Here is a 21,000-nt window from a genome sequence, read left to right on the forward strand (position 1 = left end):
CAGATTGATGAGGGGAGAAACATCATGAACAGGACCATCAAATTCACCACTGGCGCGTTGCTGGCCGGGCTTGGACTGATATGGCTGACGGTGGGGCAGACGACTACCGCGCCGGCCAGGCTCGCACCTACTGCACCCGCCGCAATGCCGGTCACCGCCAACGACCAGACTTTGGTCCGCGACGGGGTCTCCATCGCGCTCGAAATGCATTCCCTGGCGAAGGACGGCGTGCTGCGCGAAGGCGAATTCGCCGACGTGCGTTTCCGCATTAAAGACAGCACCTCCGGCCAGCCACTCTCCGGCGTCGCTCCCGGCGCTTGGCTCGACCCGGAAACCGTCGCCGCCGACAAGGCCCAGGGCCGCGAGCAAAGCTGCAAATCGCGTATCGGGGTGTTCCTCAAATCGAACATCGGCGCACGGCCACTGCTGGACCTCAACAGCTACTTTGTGATGGTGATGGACCGCGACGCCAGCGTCTCGATAGTGGACCCGACCGTCTCGGTGGGCGGCGTCACCAGCACCATGGCGCGCATCGCGATCAAGCAACCACCGATGGACTGGGTCACGCCGCGCGACAACAAACGCGTGTTCATCTCGATGCCCACCGCCGGCGAGGTCGCGGTGATCGACAGTCAGCAATTCAAATTGATCGACTCGGTCAGCGCCGGCAGCAACCCGGTCCGCGTCGCGCTGCAACCGGACGAACGCCTGCTGTGGGTTGGCAACAATGCCGCGAAGGCCGAAGAATCTGGCGTCACCGTGATCGACGCACAGAGTCTCAAACCCCTGAAAACCCTCGCCACCGGCCCCGGCCACCACGAAATCGCCTTCAGCAAGGACAGCCGACATGCCTTCGTCACCAACCGCGACGACGGCACCCTGAGCATTATCGACATTGCGACCCTCACCATCAGCAAACAACTCAAGACCGGTTCGCACCCGCTGTCAGTCGCCTATTCGCCGCTCTCCCAGGCGGTGTACGTGGCGGATGGCAAGGACGGCACCGTGACCGTCGTCGATACTGCCAGCCATGCCGTGCGCAAGGTCATCAACGTCAATCAGGGCCTCGGCCCGATGGCCTTCAGCGCGGATGGACGTTTCGGCATCGTCCTCAATACCCTGGAGAACCAGGCGTCGGTGATCGACGCCGCCACCGACTCGTTGATCCATCAACTGGACGTCTCTGCCGAACCCTATCAAGTGGTGTTCACCAAGGCCTATGCCTACGTACGCGGTCTGGCTTCGGCCAAGGTCACCATGATCAATCTGTCGTCGCTGGGCGAGGGCCGTACGCCGATCAGCCAGGGTTTTGAAGCCGGACCCCAGGCGCCACGCCTGGCCGGTGACTTGCCGCTGGCGTCGAGCCTGGCGGTGTCGCGCGATGACAACGCGGTGTTCGTGGTCAATCCGGTGGACAACACCACGTACTTCTACGCCGAAGGCATGAACGCACCGATGTCCGGCTACCCCAATCGCGGGCAAGTGGCGCGGGCGGCGCTGGTCATCGATCGCAGCTTGCGCGAGGTGGAACCGGGGGTCTACAGCGCGCGGGTGAAACTGCCGGCAGGCGGGCGTTTCGACGTGGCGTTTCTGCTCAATCAACCGAACATCATCCATTGCTTTAGCGCCTCGGTGGAGGCAGACAAAAACCTCAGCCCACTGGCCGGTCTGCCGAAGGTCGAGTTCATGCTCGACAAATACACTGCGTCCACAGGCAACCCGTACGTAGTGCGTTTTCGCATCGTCCAGGGCCAGCAGAAAGCCCGCCGCAGCGGGGTCAAGGACGTGCAGGTGCGGTACTTCCGCGCGCCGACTTCTCGGGCTCAGGAAGTCGCCGCAATTGAAGTCGGCAACGGCATCTACGAAGCCCCGGTGACCCTTGACCAGAACGGCGCCTGGTACCTGCACGTGCGAGCGGAGTCGCTCGGCGCGAGTTTCGATGACAAGAACTTTGCCAGCGTTCGGGTCCTGCCCGGCGACGTTCACTGAAGAGGAAATCGACATGAACCGATCCGCACACCGTGGACTGCTCACCTTCTGCCTCCTGGCCGCTGGCATCGGTCAAGCCCTGGCGCACTCGGCGGACGAACACGCCGGGCACGACATGCCCGCCAAAAGCGCGAGTTCCGAAAGCGCCGAGGTGAAATTCGCCGATGTCGCACTGCTCGATCAGAGCGGCAAAGCGGTGCGTCTGGAGAAGGATCTGGTGAGCGGTAAAATCGTCGTGATGAGCTTCATTTACACCAGTTGCACCACGGTCTGCCCGGTGGTGTCGTCGATCATGGGCAAGGTGCAGAAACAGCTCGGCGCCCGGGTCGGCAACGAGGTGCAGCTGGTGTCGATCAGCATCGATCCGCAGCGCGATGACCCCGGCCGTTTGAATGACTACGCCTCTGCATTTCAGAACGGTCCGGGCTGGAGCTGGCTGACCGGTACCACGCAATCGGTCAACGAAACCCTCAAGGGTCTGGGCAGTTTCAGTGGCGACTTCAAAAGTCATCAGCCGCTGATCCTGGTCGGCGACGGCAACAGCCGCAACTGGACGCGCTATTACGGTTTTACCGACCCGGCGGTTTTGAGCCGTGAAGTGGAAAAGCTCAGCAACCTGCGCAACAGCCACGCCGCGCACACCGCCATTGCCATGGAGCATCACCCATGAAAGCGCTCGCGTTGATCTTCCTCACCATGTGTTTTTGCGTGATGAGCTTTCTGGCGTTTTCCCACGAAGGGCATCAGCCAGCCGCGTCTACAGAGCCACCGGCAGAAGCCGCGACGGCGGCGCAACCGGCCGCCGGCACCCGTGACGCAAAAACCTGGTTCACTGACACGCCGCTACAGGATCAGAACGGCGAGACCTTGCGCTTCTACAGCGATGCCTTGCAGAACCGTATCGTGCTGTTGAACGTGATCTTCACCAGTTGCACGGATGCCTGCCCGCTGATCACTCAAAAGCTCAAGCAAGTGCGTGAAGTCCTGGGCGACAAGGCGGACGGCATTACTTTTATTTCCCTTACCAGTGATCCGCTGCGGGACACCCCGGCGGTGCTCAAGGCTTACACCTTGAAGCAGGGCGTCGATGGCCCCCACTGGCTTTTTCTGACCGGTGACAAGGCACACATGGACCTTGTATTGAGCCGCATCGGCCAGATCATACCGAGCCCCGAACAGCACTCCACACAGCTGATCGTCGGTGACGTGGCCAACAAACGCTGGAGCAAGATTCGCCCCGACGCCCCGGCCGCTGCCATTGCCCAGCGCTTGCAGCTGCTGGCAATGCCCGTGGCTGGCCGTTGAGCCGGGGCCATGAAAACTTCCCTCGTCCTTTGCCTGTTAATGCTCGGCGGCCTCAGTTTGACCGTGCACGCGCTGCCCCTCAGCCCCAGCGAAAGCGCGGGCAAGCGGCTGTACCGGGAGGGCGTGTCAGCCAGCGGTGAACCGATCATGGCGCGGGTCGGTGCGGCAGACATGCTGCTGCCCGCCACCAGTCTGCCCTGCGCCAACTGCCACGGCGCCGATGGCCTCGGGCGGCCCGAAGGAGGCGTGCGTCCGCCTGACATCAGTTGGTCGCGACTCAGCAGCACCTACGGTCAGCAGCAAATCAACGGCCGAGATTACCCGGCGTATTCTGAAAGCAGCCTGGTGCGGGCGATTCAGGAGGGACGGGATCCGGGTGATCATCGGCTCGACCCGGCGATGCCACGGTTCGTCCTGTCGATGAACGACCAGCGCAACCTCAGCGCCTACCTGAAACGGATCGCTGATGATCGTGATCCCGGGTTGACCGCGGACAGTCTGCACCTGGGTACTTTGCTGCCGAGCCGGGGGCCGTTGGCAGAGGAGGGTGCCACCGTCGCAGCGGTGCTCAAGGGTAGCGTCGCGCGCATCAACGAGGCCGGTGGCCTTCATGGCCGGCAAGTGCTTTTGACGATTGTCGATCCGGGCCCGGACCGCGCCAGCGCCGAACAGGCCTTACAACGCTTGATCGAACAGGAACAGGTGTTTGCCCTGATCGCACCGCTGGCACCGGCACTCAACGCGGACCTGGCACAGCGACTGGAGAGCGCTGGCATTCCACTGATCGGCCCGCTGTCGCTGCTAGGCAACGCGCAAAGCAACCGGCAGATCTTCGAACTGCTGCCAGGCCTGCGCGAACAGATGATCGCGCTCGCTGATTACGCCGCCGAGCGCTTGCGCGTACTGCAAGGGCCAACCTTGATCATCCATCCCAATGTTGCGACCCAGCGCCTGGCCGCACAGAACCTCGCTCAGTACTTGCAGGATCGCGCCTGGCAAAACGTCAGCGTGCAAACCTATGACTCGGCGCAGGACGAGTTGCCACTGGGCTCGCGCTCGGTGTTTTACCTGGGCAGCAGCGGCGGCTTCAGCAAGCTTGCCGAACGCTTGCAAAGCGCCGGGCAGGTGCCGTATTTGTTTGCCGCCTCGAACCAGGTGGCGGGCGACCTGATGCAGGTGCCCAGTGGATTTTCCCGACGGGTGTTTCTCGCTTACCCGTTTGTACCCAGCGACTGGACCCTGGCCGGGCGCACGGCCCTGAACCGTTTGCGCGAACATCAAGGTTTGGGCGGCGAGCACGCCGTGCTGCAAGTCGGCGCCTACACCTCGATGCTGCTGTTGAGCGAGGGCATGAAACAGGCCGGGCGCGACGCCAGCCGCGAGAAGCTGGTCAACGCCCTGGAAGGGCTGCATGACTTCGAGACCGGCCTGACCCCGCTGATCAGCTTCGGCCCGGGTCGACGCCTCGGCCTCAGTGGCGCGCACATCGTCACCGTGGACCTGCCCGACCAGCGCTTCTACCGCGTCGCCCCTTATAAACCCATTGCCGCGATGCCTTGAGCGGAGGTCGATCATGAAAATCACCCGCGTGTTGATCCTGTTTGCGATGTGGCTGCCGGCCGCGTTCGCCAGCAATGGCCCAGTGGCTGCGCGGGTCAATGGCGAGGAAATCTCCGAAATGCGCCTCGAGCGCTACTTTGCTGAATTCCTCGAGGATCAGGGTCGGGCCGTCGCGAGCATCCGCAATCCCAAGGCGTATAAGCAATTGCGCCGGGCCGCGCTCGACACTTTGATCGACCGCGAATTGCTGTGGCAGGAAGCCGTCAAGCGCGGGGTGGTGATTAGCGATGCCACGGTGCAGGCCCAGGTTGAGCAAACCCGTCAGGCCATCGGCGGCGCGGACAAATTTGCCCAACGCCTGAGCGATGCCGGTTTTGACGAGCCGGGATTTGTCGAGTACACCCGCCGCGAACTCGCCGCGCAGCAAGTGTTCGCCGAGTTGACCAAGGGCAGCGCACCGGATGAGCAGCAGGTGCGTGCGTTCTTCGCCGAACATCGCGCCGAGATGAGCCGGCCCGAGCAGATTCAAGCCCGCCACATCCTCGTCAAAGTGCCGGCCGGTGCCGATGCCGCGACAGTTGAAGCAGCGCGGCTGCGCCTGGTAGAAATGCAGGAAAAAATCCGCCAGGGTGCGGACTTTGCGAGCGTGGCTCGCAGCGGTTCCGAAGACAGCTCGGCCAGCAATGGCGGTGATCTCGGCTACTTCGCGCGCGGCCGCATGCTGCCGGAGTTCGACGCCGCCGCGTTTGCGCTCACCCCCGGTGCCGTCAGTGAGCCCGTGCGCACGGCAGTGGGCTGGCATCTGATTATTCTTGAGAACCACTTGCGGGCTGCCGATGTCCCAGAAGAACAGGGGCTGGAAACAGTCAGGGCGTTTCTTGCCCGGCAGCAACAGTCTCAAGTGCGGCAACAGGTCTTGGCCCGATTGCGCTCAAGCAATCGAATCGAACGGATTGACGATCAATGAAGTTTCCCCCCCAATAGTGGGGGAAAGCATTCGACCCCCTCCGTGCGCTTCCCCGATGTTGGGGGGCGGAATGCCAGCACCTAATGGCTTTCCCATGAATTTCAACGATATGCAGCGGTAATCGATCCGGTGCTCAGCCTGGCATGAAGTGTGCGTTAGCCTCATTAAGGCGCGCACTCCGCCAGGTTCGTTTCTCGGACCTGCGGTTCAAGGAGTCCACCTTGGTAAACAAAGTACTGGTTGTTGAAGACGAACAACTCCTTGCCCAAAACCTCAAGGATTACCTTGAAGCGCAAGGTCTGGACGTCCGGATGGCACATGACGGTGCGACGGGAATCGGGTTAGCCGAACGTTTTGCACCTGATGTGATGGTGTTCGATTACCGCTTGCCTGATAGGGAAGGTTTCGAGGTGCTCGATGCCGTCCGCCAGAACGGGAAGTGTCATTTTGTGCTGATCACCGGGCACCCGACCGCAGAAGTTTGCGAACGGGCGCGCCAGAAGGGTGTCAGCCATATCCTGTTCAAACCCTTTCCATTGGCGGAATTGGCCCGTGCAGTTTGTGATCTTCTGGGAATCAGGCGCGAACCCAGAGCTGGCATGAGCTCATCCGCAGGTTTCGTCGAACGACGCCAGAGCAGGACCGAGAGTTTCCCGCTGCAGTTGTACGACGGCAGTTGGGTGCTGGCAGATCGTCGACGCACTCCATCGACTTCCATGGCACCAGACGACGAACAATTGCTCACCGGGGATTAGTGACGCGACAAGCGGTTCGGCTCACGCCGTAATTGCTCGCCGCGTCGACAGGGCATCAAGCCCCGGCGTTGGAGAGCAAGCCATGGACCGTCTATCCCTTGCCGTAGAACCGGCGCTGCTGGACTGCACACCGTCCCGTTTTACCAGCGAACAATTGGCCCAGGCCCGTGCCCGTGCCGCCACGTCCGGCGAGCGCATGCTCGAAGCCCTCGGGGTGCTTTGCGAACTGGCGCCTATGCCGTTCATCCAGTGCCTGGGCGCAACCCTGCATTACCCGGTGCTCGACACCGACACCCTGTTCAGCGCCACCCCGGTGTTCGACCGGGTCACCCTGGCCCAATGCCTCAAACGCGAATTCATCCTGCTGCGCCACGACGACGCGGTCATCGGCGTATTTGCCGACCCGTTTGATAGCGGGCGTCTCGCCTGGATCGATGACTGCCTGCACGGCGCGCCGTTGTACCTGGTGCATGCCGATGACCTCAAAGCCTATCTGGCACGTCACGAAGAAAGCTTCCACGCGGTGGAATCGCTCAACACCCAGGCCGGCGCCCATATCGAAATCGACAACCTGCAAAGCCTGTCCCTGACCAGCATCAGTGAGGACGCCAGCGTCGTCGTCAAGCTGGTCAACTCGACCCTGTACGACGCGCTGAAAATGCACGCCAGCGATATCCACCTCGGCACCACCGGCAGCGGTCTGGTGATCAAATACCGGATCGATGGCGTGCTCAATAACATCAGCAAGATTCAGGGCAGCGAGTTCGCCGAACAGGTGCTGTCGCGGGTCAAGGTCATGGCCGAGCTGGACATCGGTGAAAAGCGCGTGCCCCAGGACGGTCGCTTCAAGATCGGCATCAGCGGGCGGCAGATCGACTTTCGGGTGTCGATCATGCCCAGCATTTTTGGTGAAGACGCAGTGCTGCGGGTGCTCGACAAACAGGACCTGGCGGACAAGGTCTGCGGCGTGCAGCTGCAGGCGCTGGGCTTTGAAGACGAAACTTTGCGCCAACTGCGCCGCCTCGCCGCCGAACCCTACGGCATGGTGCTGGTGACCGGCCCGACCGGCAGCGGCAAGACCACCACGCTGTACGCGATGATCACCGAGATCAACCACGGTGTGGACAAGATCATCACCATCGAAGACCCGGTCGAATACCAGTTGCCGGGCGTGCTGCAGATTCCGGTCAACGAGAAAAAAGGCCTGACGTTCGCTCGCGGCCTGCGCTCGATCCTGCGCCATGACCCGGACAAGATCATGGTCGGCGAGATTCGCGATCCAGACACCGCGCAGATCGCCGTGCAATCGGCGCTCACCGGCCACCTGGTGTTCACCACGATTCACGCCAACAACGTGTTCGACGTGATCGGCCGTTTCACCCAGATGGAAATCGACCCGTACAGCCTGGTCTCGGCGCTCAATGCGGTGCTGGCGCAACGGCTTATCCGCCTGGTCTGCGCCACCTGCAGTACGCCAGGTAACCCCAGCGATGAAGAATTGCAGGCGTCGGGGCTCGATCCACGCCAGGTCGATCACTACCAGTTCGTGCATGGCAAGGGTTGCGGCCATTGCCGTGGCACCGGCTATCGCGGTCGTACGGCGATTGCCGAATTGCTGCACCTGGACGATGAACTGCGGCAGATGATTGTCGAGCGCCAACCGATTTCGAAGATCAAGGCCCACGCGTGCAAACGAGGCTTGCGCTTGTTGCGCGAGTCGGCGCTGGAACTGGTGCAGGCAGGGCGGACTACGCTCGAGGAGATCAATCGTGTCACTTTTGTCTCGTGATCGTTTTATCGCCGTGCTCGGCGCCAGCGGCGTCGGTCTCGGCCAGCGCAAGGGCAGCGAAACCCTGTGGCTGGGCAGCGTCGGTTTCATCGACGAAGGTTTCCATGCCTGGTCAGTGGCGCTGGAAACCCTCGACCGCCTGCTCGCCGAGCACACGTGTCCCGGGGCGGAGTTGAGCGTGGTGGTTTCCGGGCATTTCGGGCGTTTTTGCCTGGTGCCCTGGAGCGACCAGATCAGCAGCCCGGCCGAGTTGCTCGGTTTCGCCACGCTGTGTTTCGAAGACCTGTATGGCGTACCCACCCAGCCCTGGAGCGTGGTGCTGTCGCCCGAGCCTGCGGGATTTGACCGCATCGCCACCGCGCTGCCGCAGGAGTTGCTGGAGCGTCTGCGCAGCCTCGCCAGCGCGCGCAAGGTCCGTCTGGGCTCGGTGCAACCCTACCTGATGGCGGCCTTCAATCACTTTGACAAGAGTTTCGACACTGGCGACTTTCTGTTCGTAGTCGCCGAGCCGGTGCGCAGCGTGCTGCTGGTCGCTCGCGAAGGGCGCTGGGCCTCGGTACGTTCGGTGGGCACGGGTGACAGCGACGTGGCCCTGAGCGCGCTGATCGGCCGCGAAAGTCAGTTGCAGGCCTCGACCAGCGAGCGGCCGCTGAACCTTTACCTGCATGCGCCGGCACGTGTCGACGTGCAGCCCGACGTGCCCGGTGTGCAGTTGCGCACCCTCGAAGAAGACCGCACCCACGTGCGCGATTGCCTGTACGTGATGTCCCGGGCGGTGGCCTGACATGCGCCCGCTGATGCTCGATTTCCAGCCACGTCGCCGCTCCGGTCCCTTGGGCTGGAGCCTGCTCGCCGTCGGCGCCGTTTTGACCCTCGGTTGCCTGTTCGTTCAGCACCACCTCAGTGAGCAGGCGGCACAACAGCAAGGCCACTTGCAAACCGCGCAGCGTGTGCTGACCGGTGACAGTGGCAGCAAGACCAGCCTGACCCCGGCGCAAATCCGTGAGCAGGCACAGAACCTCGCGGAAATGCGCAAGGTCTCGCAGCAGCTGCGGCGGCCGTGGGAGCATCTGTTCGCCATGCTTGAGAGCCTGCCACGGGACAACATCGCGCTGCTGGCGCTGACCCCGGATGCGCGCAAGGGTCAGGTGCGAATCAGCGCCGAGGCGAAAGACCTGGAAGCGATGCTCGGCTTTCACCGCAATCTCGAGGCCAGCGACGAGCTCTCCGATGTCTCGCTGCTGAGCCACGAAATTGTCGTCAACGTGGCGGAACGCCCGGTGCAATTCAACCTGTCGGCTACTTGGGAGATTGGCGATGCGAATCCCTGAATTGATCGTCCACGAATACCTGCAAGGGCTCGGCGTGCCCGGGCTGGCGGGGCTGGCGATGGTGCTGGTGGCGTTGGTGTATGGCCTGACGGGGCTGATGCCGGACTGGCAGTCGCTGCAACAGCTCAGCCAGCAGACCCGTGAAGCCGGTGAATACCTGGCCCGGGTCGAGGACGGCAGTGTCGCCGCGCCGGTGGTGCCGCAGCGCCAGCTCGATGACTTCCGCAGCAAGCTGCCGTCCCAACCGCAGGCCACCGTCGCCATCGACAAGATTTATGCGTTGGCGGCGCAGGAACACATCAACCTGGCCCGTGGTGAATACGCCTTGGGCATCGACCCGAAGACCCATCTGGCGCGCTATCAGATTCTCCTGCCCGTGCGCGGCAGCTACCCGCAACTGCGGCGCTTCCTGCATGCCTTGCTGTTGCAACTGCCGGCCGTGGTGGTGGAAGACGTCGAGTTCCAGCGCAAGAAGATCGCCGACACCGACCTGACCGGCCGGATCCGCATGACCCTTTACCTGTCGAGGTCATGATGAATAACAAGCGCGTAGCAGCATGGCTCGGTTTTTTTGCTATCGCGGCAGCGCTGGCCTGGTTGCCCGACTACCTGATGCCGACGGACGACCTCGATGTGGTCGCCGTGATGGCGAACCCCGCCAAAGGCAAAAACGTCGGCACGCTGCCGGCGGCTTCTGCCAGCACGAAAGCCGCCGTGGTCAAGGATCTCAGTCCGGCCGGCGACCTGTTCGCGGCGCGCAGCTGGAAGGCCGCGCCGAAGATCGCCACCGTCACTGAACAACCCGTCAGCGTCGCCCCGGTGGTGCAAGTCCCCACTGCACCGCCGATGCCGTTCCAGTTTGTTGGCCGCATGGATGACCGTTCCGACTTGCAGGTTTTTCTGCAGAACGGCGAAAAAATATACGTCGTACGCAAAGGGGATGTGATCGACGACACCTGGCGGATCGAGGGCATTTCCGATGTGGAATTGAGTCTGGTCTACCTGCCTCTGCATTTATCCCAGACGTTGTCTGTGGGGAGCGCGCAATGAACAGATCCCGGTTGTTTACTAGCTTGTGCCTGTGTACCGCGCTGGCGGCGTGCAGTTCGGCCCAGGTCGCCAATAAGGAAGCGTCTGACCTGATCGAACAGGGCCAGTACGAAGCCGGGCTGGCGCGGATCGACGATGGACTGCGTGAGAACCCCCGCGACACGGAGTTGCATCTGGCCTTGAACAGTGGCCGCGCAAAGGCGATTACCGCACTGCTGACCCAAGCCGATGCCGACCGTGCGCACCGTGATTTTCCCCAGGCGCGCATGGGTTACAGCCGGGTGCTGACCATCGAGCCGAACAACCGGCGCGCCCAGGATGCCCTGCGCCAGCTTGACTACCTGCGCAGCATGGATGAAAAGCTCGAACTGGCCCGTGGCGACCTGCGTCGCGGCGACATTTACGGCGCCGATCGCCAGGTCAAACAGATCCTCGAACTGGACCCGAAAAACGACGGTGCGCTGGAACTGCAAGGCAATATTCGCCTGGTGCAGAGCCGCAACGTCATCCCTTACCCGCAGCTGCGCACACGCCTGGACCGGCCGGTGACCCTGGAGTTTCGCGACGCCAATCTGAAGACCATTTTCGAGGTGCTGTCGCAGGTCGCCGGGCTGAATTTCATTTTCGACAAAGACCTGCGCCCGGACATGAAGGCCACCATCTTTGTGCGTGATGTACGCATCGAAGACGCCGTGGAACTGCTGCTGCAACAGAACCAGCTGCATCAGAAAGTGGTGAACGAAAATACCTTGCTGATCTACCCGGACTCGCCGCAGAAGCTCAAGGATTATCAAGAGCTGGTGATGCGCACGTTCTACCTGACGAGCATCGACGCCAATACGGCCCTGAACATGATCAAAACCATGCTCAAGACCCGCGACGTGTTCGTCGATGAACGCCTCAACACCCTGACCATGCGCGACAGCGAAGACGCGATTCGCATGGCGGAAAAGCTCCTCCAGTCGCAAGACCAGTCCAACCCCGAAGTGGTGCTGGAAGTGGAAGTGATGGAGGTCGCCACCCAGCGCATTCTCGACCTGGGTCTGCAATGGCCGAATACCTTTGGCGTAGTCAATGGTGACGGTTCGGCGGTGACCATCCTGGATCAACTCAAGGGCATCAACTCCAGCCGGATCAGTATTTCGCCGTCGCCACAGGCCAAGATCAACGCGCAGGACAACGACATCAACACGCTGGCCAGCCCGGTGATTCGCGTCAGCAACCGTGAACAGGCGCGTATCCACATTGGTCAGCGTGTGCCGATCATCAGCGCCACGTCGGTGCCTTCTACCCAAGGGCCGGTGATCACCGAGAGCGTGACTTACCTGGATGTCGGTCTGAAGCTGGAAGTGCAGCCAACCGTGCACCTCAACGGCGAAGTCGCCATCAAGATCGCGCTGGAGGTCAGCAATGCAACGCCGCTGGAGCCGACCCGCCAAGGCACGATTCCGGTGCAGGTCGACACCCGTAATGCGCAGACCACCTTGCGTCTGCATGACGGCGAAACGCAGATCCTCGCCGGGCTGATGCGCAACGATCACGGCGCCACCGGCAACAAGATTCCTGGCCTTGGCGACATCCCCGGGCTTGGCCGCCTGTTCGGCAGCAACAAGGACACCGTCGGCAAATCCGAGCTGGTGCTGTCGATCACGCCGCGCATCGTACGCAACCTGCCGTACCAGAGCCCGTCGGACATGGAATTCCCCACCGGCACCGAAACCAGTCTGCACATTCAGGCCCCGGACCGGCGCATGCAGACCTCGACTCAGCCTGCTGGCCTCGACCATCCGGTTGCGGTCAACACTCCAGTCGTTATCGGGAAGCCTTGATCATGAACGCCTCCCAGCGCGGTTTTACCTTGATCGAAGTCGTGGTGACGCTGGCCCTGATCGGCCTGCTGGCCGGCATGGCCGCGCCGCTGACCGAGACCGTGGTGCGCCGGGGCAAAGAGCAGCAATTGCGCACCGCGCTGTACCAGATTCGCGACGCCATCGACGCCTACAAACGTGCGTTCGACGCCGGTTACATCGAGAAGTCGCTGAACAGCAGCGGTTACCCGCCGAACCTGCAGGTGCTGGTCGAAGGCGTGCGTGATGTGCGCAGCGCCAAGGGAGCGAAGTTCTATTTCCTGCGCCGGGTGCCGCGCGATCCGCTGGCGCCGGTCAAGCGTGACGACGAAGGCGGCTGGGGCGTGCGCTCTTATGACAGCACGGCGCTGAACCCTCGCGAGGGCGAGGACGTCTTCGACGTTTACTCGCAAGCGCGTGGCAAAGGGCTCAACGGCATTGCGTATCGGGAGTGGTGATCATGACTCGGCAAAAGGGTTTTACCTTGCTCGAACTGATGGTGGTCATGGCAATCATCGCCACCCTGATGACCATCGCCTTGCCGCGCTATTTCAACAGCCTCGAGGCGTCCAAAGAAACCACATTGCGTCAGAGCCTGTCAGCCATGCGTGAGGCGCTCGATCACTATTACGGCGACACCGGGCGCTATCCCGATTCCATCGAACAACTGGTCGAGCAGCGCTACCTGCGCAACCCGCCAACCGACCCGATTTCCGAGCGCAAGGATCTATGGGTGCTGGTCGCGCCGCCGGACGGCGTGGCAGGCGGCGTGGCCGATATCAAAAGCGGTGCCACCGGGAGGGCGCGTGATGGCAGCCTTTATTCCGAGTGGTAAGCCGGCGGGTGAGGAGGGTTTCACCTACCTCGGCGTGCTGTTCCTGATCGTGCTGATGGGCATGGGCCTGGCCAGTGCCGGCCAATTGTGGTCGACCGCCTCCAAGCGTGATCGCGAGCGCCAGTTGCTCTGGGTTGGCACGCAATACGCCCAGGCGTTGCGCAGCTATTACCGCAGTTCGCCAGGGCTGGCACAGTACCCCAGAGAGCTGGCGGACCTGTTGCAGGACGAGCGTTTTCCCAATGCCAAACACCATATTCGGCAGCTGTACCCGGACCCGGTTGGCGGCGGTGAATGGACCTTGATGCGCGGGTTTGACGGGCGCATCACCGGCCTCAACAGCCCGTCCACGGATAAGCCGATGAAGCAGGCGGACTTCCCCGCGCAATGGTCGGATTTCACCGGGATGGCCAGTTACGCGGACTGGCAGTTCGTTGCCGAGAAGGCCTTCCTCGAAGGTGCGCCCGGACCGAATGCCCAGCCTGGTGCAGCGCCGGGAGTGCAGCCATGAACAGATTCTGTCTGGCCTTGATCCTGATCTTGAGCGCCTGGTCCGCCTCGGCCGCGGAAGAGGACGAACTGCTGGGCTTCGTCGTCGATGACACGATTTCGCACATCGGCCACGACTTTTATTACGCGTTCACCGAACGCCTGCGCGCCACCAGCCCGATGGATTTCAACCTGGTGGTGCGCGAACGGCCTTCAGCGCGCTGGGGCAGCCTGGTGACTGTGGAATATCAGCAGCGATTGGTTTACCGGCGCTTTCTGCCGCCCAACACCGTCGAGCTCAAGGAGGAGGCTTCCGACGCCGCCGACTGGGTTCGCGGACAGATTGTTCAGCGCAAGCTGGAAGCCTTGTTGCAGGACACCACGGACCTTGAGAGGGACGAATTATGAAAGCGAAAACGCTCTCGCAGTGCACCGGATTATGGTTGCTCGGCCTCGCCAGTGGCGGCCTGGTCCAGGCCACGGAGCTGGTCTACACGCCGATCAACCCCTCGTTTGGCGGCAACCCGTTGAACGGCACCTGGCTACTCAATAACGCGCAGTCGCAAAACGATTACGACGATCCCGATTTGCGCAGCCGCTCATCGCTGGCCGGCACCTCGGCCCTCGAACGCTTCAGCAATCAACTGGAATCACGTTTGCTCGGGCAATTGCTGGACAACATCTCCACCGGCAACACCGGCAGCCTGTCCACCGATGCATTCATCGTCGACGTGCTCGACGATTCGGGGGCGCTGACGATTGTAGTAACCGATCGGGTGACGGGTGAAATTTCGGAAATCCAGGTGAATGGACTGGCCCCTTGAAGGGGACACGGGTCGATGGGGAGTGACGGACATGAAAAAAATAATACTGGTTGGGATGCTGCTGGCGACGTTGCAGGGTTGCAGTCTGCGTGAGCCGATGCCCGCCGAGCAGGACACCGAATCACCGACGCTGACACCGCGCGCGTCGACCTATTACGACCTGATCAACATGCCGCGGCCCAAGGGGCGACTGATGGCAGTGGTCTACGGTTTCCGCGATCAGACCGGGCAATACAAGCCGACCCCGGCCAGTTCCTTTTCCACCAGCGTGACCCAGGGCGCGGCGAGCATGTTGATGGATGCGTTGCAGGCCAGTGGCTGGTTTGTGGTGCTGGAGCGCGAGGGGCTGCAGAACCTGCTGACCGAGCGCAAGATCATTCGCGCCTCGCAAAAGAAGGCTAATACGCCGGTGAATATCCAGGGTGAGTTGCCGCCGTTGCAGGCGGCGAATCTGATGCTCGAGGGTGGGATCATTGCGTATGACACCAACGTGCGCAGTGGCGGCGAGGGGGCGCGGTATCTGGGGATCGATATTTCCCGGGAGTACCGGGTGGACCAGGTTTCGGTGAACCTTCGCGCGGTGGATGTGCGCAGTGGCCAGGTGTTGGCGAATGTGATGACCAGCAAGACGATTTATTCGGTCGGGCGCAGTGCCGGGGTGTTCAAGTTTATCGAGTTCAAGAAGTTGCTCGAGGCTGAGGTGGGCTATACCACTAACGAGCCGGCGCAGCTATGTGTGCTGTCGGCGATCGAGTCGGCGGTGGGGCATCTGCTGGCGCAGGGGATTGAGCGGCGGTTGTGGGCGGTGGCGGGGGATAATTCGGCTGCGGCGCAGAATGAGACGCTGGATCGGTATCTGGCGCAGAGTAAGATTGTGCCTGAGGAAGCAGGTGAGTGATCGGCGAGGTCGGCGGAAGTCTTGCAAACCCCTGTGGGAGCGAGCCTGCTCGCGAAAGCGGCCCTCATTCCAGCCCGATTTCCGCGGTGTACCTAAATCCCTGTAGGAGCGAGCCTGCTCGCGAAGGCGGCCCTCATTCCAGCCCGATTTCCGCGGTGTACCCAAATCCCTGTAGGAGCGAGCCTGCTCGCGAAGGCGGCCTTCGGGCCGACCTGGCTCTTGCTGCCTGAATACATATCCATTTCTGCGGTAACGGCGGCTGGCGGTTTCGCCCTTACGGCGACTCACTTTTTTTTCAAACGCCAAAAAAAAGTAAGCAAAAAAAGGCTCGCCCCGAGCGTCCGGCCCCTCGCTGGGGCTCGGCGTTCCTTCGCTCCGGCATCCATCCGGGGACACTGCCCTCCGGTCTGCTTCGCTACGACCTACATGCAGCGTGTTCGACTGCGTCGAACGGCGCTACGCGCCACTCCCCGGATGCACACCTCCACTCAGCCTCCCGAAGGGGCGGGTGGGTCAAGATCAAAAGCAGGCGAGCTAACGCTCGGCCTTGAGTGGTGGAAAGCACAGGATCAAAAGCAGGCGAGCTAACGCTCGACCTTGGGTGGTGGAAAGCACAGGATCAAAAGCAGGCGAGCTAACGCTCGACCTTGGGTGGTGGAGGCACAGGATCAACCGCAGGCGAGCTCGCGCTCGGCCTTGGGTGGTGCAAGCACAGGATCAACCGCAGGTGAGCCAGCGCTCGGCCTTGGGTGGTGGAAGCGAACGGTGAGCGCCGGTTTTTTTGTAGCAGCGAAGCTTGCTCGCAAGCAGCACCTGCTGAAAGCTTGTCCGGCAACAGAGTATCAACAGGCGGATTGAGTCCGAGCTGCGTGCGCTGACCAGAAACGATGATTAAAAGTTGATACCCACACATTTGTGGTGAGGGGGCTTGCCCCCGTTCGGCTGCGAAGCAGTCGCAGATCAGCGAATGCGGTGTAGCCGAACAGGCCCGCTTCGCAGTCCAACGGGAAGAGCCCCTCTCTCAGGAAAAAAAACCGCGACCCCCAAAAGGGCCGCGGTCGTTTTTTTACCCCGTAATCACTGCTGCAAAACAGTCGCCCGGTTATCCGCGCCAAACTGCTGCACGGTCGCCATTTGCGTCATGCCACTCTGATCGACACTGGCCGTATTCCCCGTCCCGCCCTGGGTCACATAAGCCACGTTCATGCTGTCGGTCTGCTTGACAGTGATCTGGTTGTCACTGCCATACACCTGGTTGGTGAACGCCTGGTTCCCGGTGCCAGACTGGTCGAACTCGGTGCTGTTACCCGACCCGGTGGAGGAGCCTTGCGCCAGGTTGGTGGTGCCGCGTTGCGAGGCGATGAGGATGTTGTCGCTGCCGTTCTGGTCGAAGTACAGCTCGTTGTAGGAGTCGGCCTGGGTGACCGTGGTTTTGTTGCCGGTGCCGGTCTGGTTGGTGGTCATGACATGGCCGACGCCATCCTGGGTGAAGTTGGCGATGTTGTTGTTGCCAGCCTGGTTGACGGTCGCACGTTGATTGCTGCCGAACTGGCCGCCGGAGTCCGGGCCCTTCCAGTTGCTGGCGTGGACTTTGTTGCCGTTGCCCACCGAAGTGGCGTTGAGCACGTGGCTGTCGCCCGTCTGGTAGGTGAAGTGCACGTTATTGGTCCCTTGCTGGTACAGCGCAAGGGTCGAGCCGACCGACTCGAACTGGTCGGCGTAAATTGCGTTGAGGTCGCCCACTTGCAGCACCTGGGCAACGTTGTTACTGCCGAAGCTCTGATCGACCACGGTTTCGTTGGTTTGCCCGTTCTGGGTGACAGTGGCCTGGCTGGCGGCTTGGGAATCCTGCCAGACTTCGGTGCCGTTGAAACCGCCGAGCTGGTTGATGGTGATGGTGCCGCCATCGCCGAAGCTCTGGTCACCGTAGGCGTAGTTGCTTTCGCCGGCCTGGTTGATGTTGATCTGGCCGGCCATGTGGCCGATCTGTTCGGCGGTGCCGTAGTTGGCGGTGCCGAACTGGATGACCGTCGCGTTGTTGCCGGCACCGAAAATGAACTGTTCGATGTTGGCTTCGTTGCCTTCACCGACCTGATACGTGGTACCCGAGCTGGCGTCCTGGGATTCCTGATAAACGAAGGAGAAGTTGCCGGTGCCTTGCTGCTGTTGCAGGGCCTGGTTGCTCCCCACTGCGCCGATCGACTGGCTGGCATGGCTGGTGTTGAAGCTGCCGGCCTGCTGCTGGGTGATGGTGCTGCCGTTTTCGAACAACTGCTCGGCATAGCCGGCGTTGAATTCGCCGGCCTGATCCTGGGTGATGACGCTGGTGGCGGTGTCCTGGACCGCCGCCGCGTCGTTACCGCCGCCCAGTTGCTGCTGGGTGGCGCTGGCGAAGCTGGCCTGGCTTTGCTTCACATCGGCGATGTTGGCGGTGCCGAGCTGGCTCTGGCTTGAAACGCTGTCGTCCGCCATGGCCTGGGCACTGACAATGACCAGGATGGCGGCGGTGAGGGGCGTCAGTTTGAACATGATGGAACCTCCGGGCTGTTGCAGTGCTTTAGCGATACTGTTTGACCGAAACGCTCATGCCGTTCCCAGCCTGGTTGACGGCGCTGGAAAGCCCCGTACCCGCCTGGTCGATGCTGGCGTCGTTGTTGTTGCCGTTCTGCGAAATCTGCGCGCGGTTGTGGTCGCCGTTCTGGGTGATCGATGCGGCGTTGCCGGAACCTTGCTGAGTGATCATTGCCATCAGGTCGCTGCCTTGTTGCAGGATGAATGCCTCTTGATTGCTGCCGGCCTGGACGATGCTGCCAAGCAGCGACTGGCCGTTTTGCTGCAGCAACGCGTAGTTGGCCTGGCCGATCTGTTCGATCAGGGCTTGCTGGCCGATCGGCGCTGGCAACTCGCCGAGGTCGGCGCCGGGAGCGATGTCTTCGTTTTCCATCAAATCGTCGGCACGCAGGCCGGCGCTGCTGCACGACAGGAGCAGGCAGAGCAGGGCGGCGGTCGACGTTTTCATGGCGATATCCTCCGGCAAGCGCTCGCCCCCTCAACCGATGCGATTGAGGGGGCGATGGCTCAGTTGGCGATGACTGTGACCGAGCGCACCGTGCCCTGTGACGAGCGGATGGTTGCAGTCGGATTGGCCGATGGAACCACCGTGGTGCTGTTGGGCACCGTCAGCCTCCAGCGTCCGGTCAATGGCACGGTGGTGGTGCCCAGCGTCACCGGTCCGGTCGGGGTCGAAACCTCGACAGTGATGGTGTTGCCGGTGGTCACCGATGAGGTACCGCTGAAGTCCCAGTTGAAGCGATTGTTGGAGCGCGCCGTCACCGTAGCCGCTGTCACCGTGAAGGTCTCGGCGGCTGGCCGTGGCGAGACTTGCACCGTGACCGTTCCCGGGGTCGACAAGGCACCCACGCTGTCCCTGGCGATGTAGGTGAAGGTGGTGGTGAACGCCGTCGTGACGGTGGCCGGTGGTGTATAGGTGATCACCGTGCCGTTGGAGCTGACGGTGCCGCGACCTGCCGCAGGCTGGGTCACACTGGCGATGGTCAGCGGTACGTTGCCTTCCGGATCGGTGTCGTTGGCGAGCACATTGATCGGGATTGCCACTCCCAGCGTCGCGATGCTGTCGTTGACCGCCACAGGCACCTGGTTAGGCGCCACGGTGATGGTCACGGTCGCCGGGGTGGCCGAGGCCAGTCCTTTGATGTCTTGCGCCTTGTAGGTGAAGGTGGTGGTCAGCGGTGCATTGACCACGGCAGGTGGCGTGTAGACCACAGCGGTGCTGCCGCTCAACGCCACCGTACCTTGGCCCGCGGCCGGTTGGGTCAGTGCGGTGATGCTCAGCGGCGTGTCGCCATCGGGATCGTCATCGTTGGTCAGCAGGTTGAGGGTCAGCGGAATGCCGAAGCTGGTGCTGCCGCTGTCGGCCACTGCCACTGGCGCCTGATTTTCACCGCTGTTCGGTGCTGTTCCCACCACTACAACAGGCTCGGTGTCGCTGCCGCCGGCGGCAGATTTCACCGTGACGGAGGCTGGCGGTTGCGCCAGGTCGGAGATGGTCAGGCGTTGCAGTGTGCCGGATTTCGACAGCCGTCCGTAACCTTGAGCAACCATGTCCGGCACGGCCACTTCATCCGTCGACGTGGCCTCGATCAGCAAACTGTTGTTGCTCCAGTTGTAGCGAGCGGTCTGGATTTTCACCAGGTCGGTGAGCTTGCTCGACACGGCGGTAGGCCGGGTCGTGCCGGTGGCATTGCTGGCGGTGATCACGACCACAGGAGGCACGGCACCGGTAATCTGCCGTTGTCCGAAGAACAGACCATTGTTATCACCCGTCATGTTGATCAGGCAGGGCGACAGCGGTGGTCCGGGGACCAGGGCGACGCTTTCACGGAAGCACAGGCTCGAACTGTTGCTCGAGCTACCAAAGACCTCCACCCGGGTGTTGCTGGTGCCCGGGCCGGAGGAGGTGCGACGGTAGGTGGCGCGGCCGATTTCCACCGGGGTCTGGGCACGGTTGTCGAGGACTTTGCCAGACACGGTGAACAGGTTGGTTTGAATCGTGCCGGCCGGCCCTTGAATCCGTACGAAGTTGGTGTTGTTGGGGCTGCCGGTCACCTGTTCGGTGAGATTCGGGTCGCCGACGAAGGTTTCCACCGCGCCGGTGTCCGGGTTCACTTCGGTGTACGGGCCGTTGACGCTGCGCAGGAACGGCCCGATGTTGCCGCCCAATACACCGCTGAAATTGCCCGGAGCGCCGATGCCGATGTCACGAGTGATGTTGATCGCACGACGCCCGGGCGCAGTGACGTTGACCGTTTCCACGCCGTACGGGTGAGTGATGGTGTAGATCCCGGCGGTGGGTACTGAAACCCGCAGACGAATCCGTGCGAAGGCGACCTGATCGCCCTCGACCGGCACCTCGGAAGCAAACGCCGCTTCGATCGCCGCGACATAGACTTCCATCTCGTAACCGCTGTTGCCGACTTGCGGGATCGAAGTTTCCGCGGCATACCAGAACGCTTCAGGCGGCCAGTTGTCCGGGAAAATCATCGGCTGGGCATCGTCGTAGATGCCCGGTTCCGCCAGCAAAATGCACATGTAGGACGGTGGCACCGTGGCTGGCACGCGCGAACTTGCGGCGCGCGACTGGCACAGTTCCATCGACAGATTGTTGTTGTCCTGAAACCACATCGGGAATTTCCCGGTGGCGAAGGTGTAGGGACCGGGGTCGACGGCGGCAAGCTGCGCGAACGCGCTGCCGGAGAGCGATAGCGTCAGTCCCAGGGCGTTGAGCGCCAGGCGTGGCCAATTGTTCATGATGCCTCCTGATACGAATCTGGGCATGTGAGT

At 62.1% G+C, this 21,000-nt stretch carries 21 protein-coding genes; 18 read left to right on the forward strand and 3 right to left on the reverse strand.

The window, feature by feature from the left end:
* The first annotated feature begins 24 nt into the window (after positions 1-24).
* The 18 genes from F8N12_RS02060 to F8N12_RS02145 all read left to right on the forward strand — a co-directional run bounded on the left by F8N12_RS02060 (position 25) and on the right by F8N12_RS02145 (position 15,639).
* Positions 25-1,989, forward strand: coding sequence for a YncE family protein (locus F8N12_RS02060; RefSeq protein ID WP_150578936.1), 1,965 nt, complete (start codon positions 25-27; stop codon positions 1,987-1,989).
* Positions 1,990-2,002: 13 nt separating this feature from the next.
* Positions 2,003-2,659: an SCO family protein gene (locus F8N12_RS02065; RefSeq protein WP_150578937.1), complete on the forward strand. Its 657-nt coding sequence runs from the start codon at positions 2,003-2,005 to the stop codon at positions 2,657-2,659.
* Positions 2,656-3,294: an SCO family protein gene (locus F8N12_RS02070; RefSeq protein WP_150578938.1), complete on the forward strand. Its 639-nt coding sequence runs from the start codon at positions 2,656-2,658 to the stop codon at positions 3,292-3,294. Before F8N12_RS02065 ends, F8N12_RS02070 begins: the two co-directional genes overlap by 4 nt.
* Before the next feature lie 9 nt (positions 3,295-3,303).
* Positions 3,304-4,854 (forward strand): ABC transporter substrate-binding protein, encoded by a 1,551-nt coding sequence (locus F8N12_RS02075; RefSeq protein WP_150578939.1) that lies wholly within the window; start codon positions 3,304-3,306, stop codon positions 4,852-4,854.
* Between the two features lie 13 nt (positions 4,855-4,867).
* Entirely contained in the window at positions 4,868-5,821 is a 954-nt protein-coding gene (locus F8N12_RS02080) for a peptidylprolyl isomerase (protein ID WP_150578940.1), read from the forward strand.
* Between the two features lie 221 nt (positions 5,822-6,042).
* Positions 6,043-6,576: a response regulator gene (locus F8N12_RS02085; protein ID WP_150578941.1), complete on the forward strand. Its 534-nt coding sequence runs from the start codon at positions 6,043-6,045 to the stop codon at positions 6,574-6,576.
* An 82-nt stretch (positions 6,577-6,658) separates the two neighbouring features.
* Positions 6,659-8,365, forward strand: coding sequence for a GspE/PulE family protein (locus F8N12_RS02090; protein WP_150578942.1), 1,707 nt, complete (start codon positions 6,659-6,661; stop codon positions 8,363-8,365).
* Positions 8,346-9,149 (forward strand): hypothetical protein, encoded by an 804-nt coding sequence (locus F8N12_RS02095; RefSeq protein ID WP_150578943.1) that lies wholly within the window; start codon positions 8,346-8,348, stop codon positions 9,147-9,149. Before F8N12_RS02090 ends, F8N12_RS02095 begins: the two co-directional genes overlap by 20 nt.
* Before the next feature lies 1 nt (position 9,150).
* Positions 9,151-9,696, forward strand: a complete 546-nt coding sequence (locus F8N12_RS02100) for a PilN domain-containing protein (RefSeq protein WP_150578944.1) — start codon at positions 9,151-9,153, stop codon at positions 9,694-9,696.
* Positions 9,683-10,231, forward strand: a complete 549-nt coding sequence (locus F8N12_RS02105; RefSeq protein ID WP_150578945.1) for a GspMb/PilO family protein — start codon at positions 9,683-9,685, stop codon at positions 10,229-10,231. Before F8N12_RS02100 ends, F8N12_RS02105 begins: the two co-directional genes overlap by 14 nt.
* Positions 10,231-10,746: a hypothetical protein gene (locus tag F8N12_RS02110; protein WP_150578946.1), complete on the forward strand. Its 516-nt coding sequence runs from the start codon at positions 10,231-10,233 to the stop codon at positions 10,744-10,746. Before F8N12_RS02105 ends, F8N12_RS02110 begins: the two co-directional genes overlap by 1 nt.
* Entirely contained in the window at positions 10,743-12,575 is a 1,833-nt protein-coding gene (locus F8N12_RS02115) for a secretin N-terminal domain-containing protein (protein ID WP_150578947.1), read from the forward strand. Before F8N12_RS02110 ends, F8N12_RS02115 begins: the two co-directional genes overlap by 4 nt.
* Before the next feature lie 2 nt (positions 12,576-12,577).
* Positions 12,578-13,051 (forward strand): type II secretion system protein, encoded by a 474-nt coding sequence (locus tag F8N12_RS02120; RefSeq protein ID WP_150578948.1) that lies wholly within the window; start codon positions 12,578-12,580, stop codon positions 13,049-13,051.
* Positions 13,052-13,053: 2 nt separating this feature from the next.
* Positions 13,054-13,428 (forward strand): type II secretion system protein, encoded by a 375-nt coding sequence (locus F8N12_RS02125; protein WP_150578949.1) that lies wholly within the window; start codon positions 13,054-13,056, stop codon positions 13,426-13,428.
* Complete coding sequence (locus F8N12_RS02130) at positions 13,403-13,939, forward strand: type II secretion system protein (protein WP_150578950.1); 537 nt, start codon at positions 13,403-13,405, stop codon at positions 13,937-13,939. The genes F8N12_RS02125 and F8N12_RS02130 overlap by 26 nt, the downstream gene beginning before the upstream one ends.
* Entirely contained in the window at positions 13,936-14,325 is a 390-nt protein-coding gene (csgE, locus tag F8N12_RS02135; RefSeq protein WP_150578951.1) for a curli production assembly/transport protein CsgE, read from the forward strand. Before F8N12_RS02130 ends, csgE begins: the two co-directional genes overlap by 4 nt.
* A complete protein-coding gene (locus F8N12_RS02140; RefSeq protein WP_150578952.1) occupies positions 14,322-14,741 on the forward strand; it encodes a curli assembly protein CsgF in 420 nt (139 codons plus the stop codon). The genes csgE and F8N12_RS02140 overlap by 4 nt, the downstream gene beginning before the upstream one ends.
* Before the next feature lie 31 nt (positions 14,742-14,772).
* Positions 14,773-15,639, forward strand: a complete 867-nt coding sequence (locus F8N12_RS02145) for a CsgG/HfaB family protein (protein WP_150578953.1) — start codon at positions 14,773-14,775, stop codon at positions 15,637-15,639.
* Positions 15,640-16,716: 1,077 nt separating this feature from the next.
* On the opposite strand, the gene F8N12_RS02150 is transcribed toward F8N12_RS02145, so the two are convergent.
* Genes F8N12_RS02150 through F8N12_RS02160 form a run of 3 tightly spaced genes read right to left on the reverse strand, consistent with a single transcriptional unit; the run spans position 16,717 to position 20,967 of the window.
* Complete coding sequence (locus F8N12_RS02150) at positions 16,717-18,168, reverse strand: curlin (protein ID WP_150578954.1); 1,452 nt, start codon at positions 18,166-18,168, stop codon at positions 16,717-16,719.
* 28 nt (positions 18,169-18,196) lie between these two features.
* The gene (locus F8N12_RS02155; RefSeq protein ID WP_150578955.1) at positions 18,197-18,658 is read right to left on the reverse strand and encodes a curlin; all 462 of its coding nucleotides are present in this window, start codon (positions 18,656-18,658) and stop codon (positions 18,197-18,199) included.
* A 59-nt stretch (positions 18,659-18,717) separates the two neighbouring features.
* Positions 18,718-20,967 (reverse strand): Ig-like domain-containing protein, encoded by a 2,250-nt coding sequence (locus F8N12_RS02160; RefSeq protein WP_150578956.1) that lies wholly within the window; start codon positions 20,965-20,967, stop codon positions 18,718-18,720.
* Between the last annotated feature and the right edge of the window lie 33 nt (positions 20,968-21,000).

Origin of the sequence: Pseudomonas fluorescens, assembly GCF_902497625.1 — a bacterium.
Taxonomy (GTDB): domain Bacteria; phylum Pseudomonadota; class Gammaproteobacteria; order Pseudomonadales; family Pseudomonadaceae; genus Aquipseudomonas; species Aquipseudomonas fluorescens_BQ.

What these genes read in the sequence shown, in the direction of transcription:
- F8N12_RS02075 (WP_150578939.1), top strand. Translation starts at nt 3,304, where the DNA reads ATGAAAACTTCCCTCGTCCTTTGCCTGTTAATGCTCGGCGGCCTCAGT.
- F8N12_RS02145 (WP_150578953.1), top strand. Translation starts at nt 14,773, where the DNA reads ATGAAAAAAATAATACTGGTTGGGATGCTGCTGGCGACGTTGCAGGGT.
- F8N12_RS02070 (WP_150578938.1), top strand. Translation starts at nt 2,656, where the DNA reads ATGAAAGCGCTCGCGTTGATCTTCCTCACCATGTGTTTTTGCGTGATG.
- F8N12_RS02115 (WP_150578947.1), top strand. Translation starts at nt 10,743, where the DNA reads ATGAACAGATCCCGGTTGTTTACTAGCTTGTGCCTGTGTACCGCGCTG.
- csgE (WP_150578951.1), top strand. Translation starts at nt 13,936, where the DNA reads ATGAACAGATTCTGTCTGGCCTTGATCCTGATCTTGAGCGCCTGGTCC.
- F8N12_RS02120 (WP_150578948.1), top strand. Translation starts at nt 12,578, where the DNA reads ATGAACGCCTCCCAGCGCGGTTTTACCTTGATCGAAGTCGTGGTGACG.
- F8N12_RS02140 (WP_150578952.1), top strand. Translation starts at nt 14,322, where the DNA reads ATGAAAGCGAAAACGCTCTCGCAGTGCACCGGATTATGGTTGCTCGGC.
- F8N12_RS02105 (WP_150578945.1), top strand. Translation starts at nt 9,683, where the DNA reads ATGCGAATCCCTGAATTGATCGTCCACGAATACCTGCAAGGGCTCGGC.
- F8N12_RS02150 (WP_150578954.1), bottom strand. Translation starts at nt 18,168, where the DNA reads ATGTTCAAACTGACGCCCCTCACCGCCGCCATCCTGGTCATTGTCAGT.
- F8N12_RS02155 (WP_150578955.1), bottom strand. Translation starts at nt 18,658, where the DNA reads ATGAAAACGTCGACCGCCGCCCTGCTCTGCCTGCTCCTGTCGTGCAGC.
- F8N12_RS02060 (WP_150578936.1), top strand. Translation starts at nt 25, where the DNA reads ATGAACAGGACCATCAAATTCACCACTGGCGCGTTGCTGGCCGGGCTT.
- F8N12_RS02160 (WP_150578956.1), bottom strand. Translation starts at nt 20,967, where the DNA reads ATGAACAATTGGCCACGCCTGGCGCTCAACGCCCTGGGACTGACGCTA.
- F8N12_RS02125 (WP_150578949.1), top strand. Translation starts at nt 13,054, where the DNA reads ATGACTCGGCAAAAGGGTTTTACCTTGCTCGAACTGATGGTGGTCATG.
- F8N12_RS02065 (WP_150578937.1), top strand. Translation starts at nt 2,003, where the DNA reads ATGAACCGATCCGCACACCGTGGACTGCTCACCTTCTGCCTCCTGGCC.
- F8N12_RS02130 (WP_150578950.1), top strand. Translation starts at nt 13,403, where the DNA reads ATGGCAGCCTTTATTCCGAGTGGTAAGCCGGCGGGTGAGGAGGGTTTC.
- F8N12_RS02090 (WP_150578942.1), top strand. Translation starts at nt 6,659, where the DNA reads ATGGACCGTCTATCCCTTGCCGTAGAACCGGCGCTGCTGGACTGCACA.
- F8N12_RS02110 (WP_150578946.1), top strand. Translation starts at nt 10,231, where the DNA reads ATGAATAACAAGCGCGTAGCAGCATGGCTCGGTTTTTTTGCTATCGCG.
- F8N12_RS02080 (WP_150578940.1), top strand. Translation starts at nt 4,868, where the DNA reads ATGAAAATCACCCGCGTGTTGATCCTGTTTGCGATGTGGCTGCCGGCC.
- F8N12_RS02100 (WP_150578944.1), top strand. Translation starts at nt 9,151, where the DNA reads ATGCGCCCGCTGATGCTCGATTTCCAGCCACGTCGCCGCTCCGGTCCC.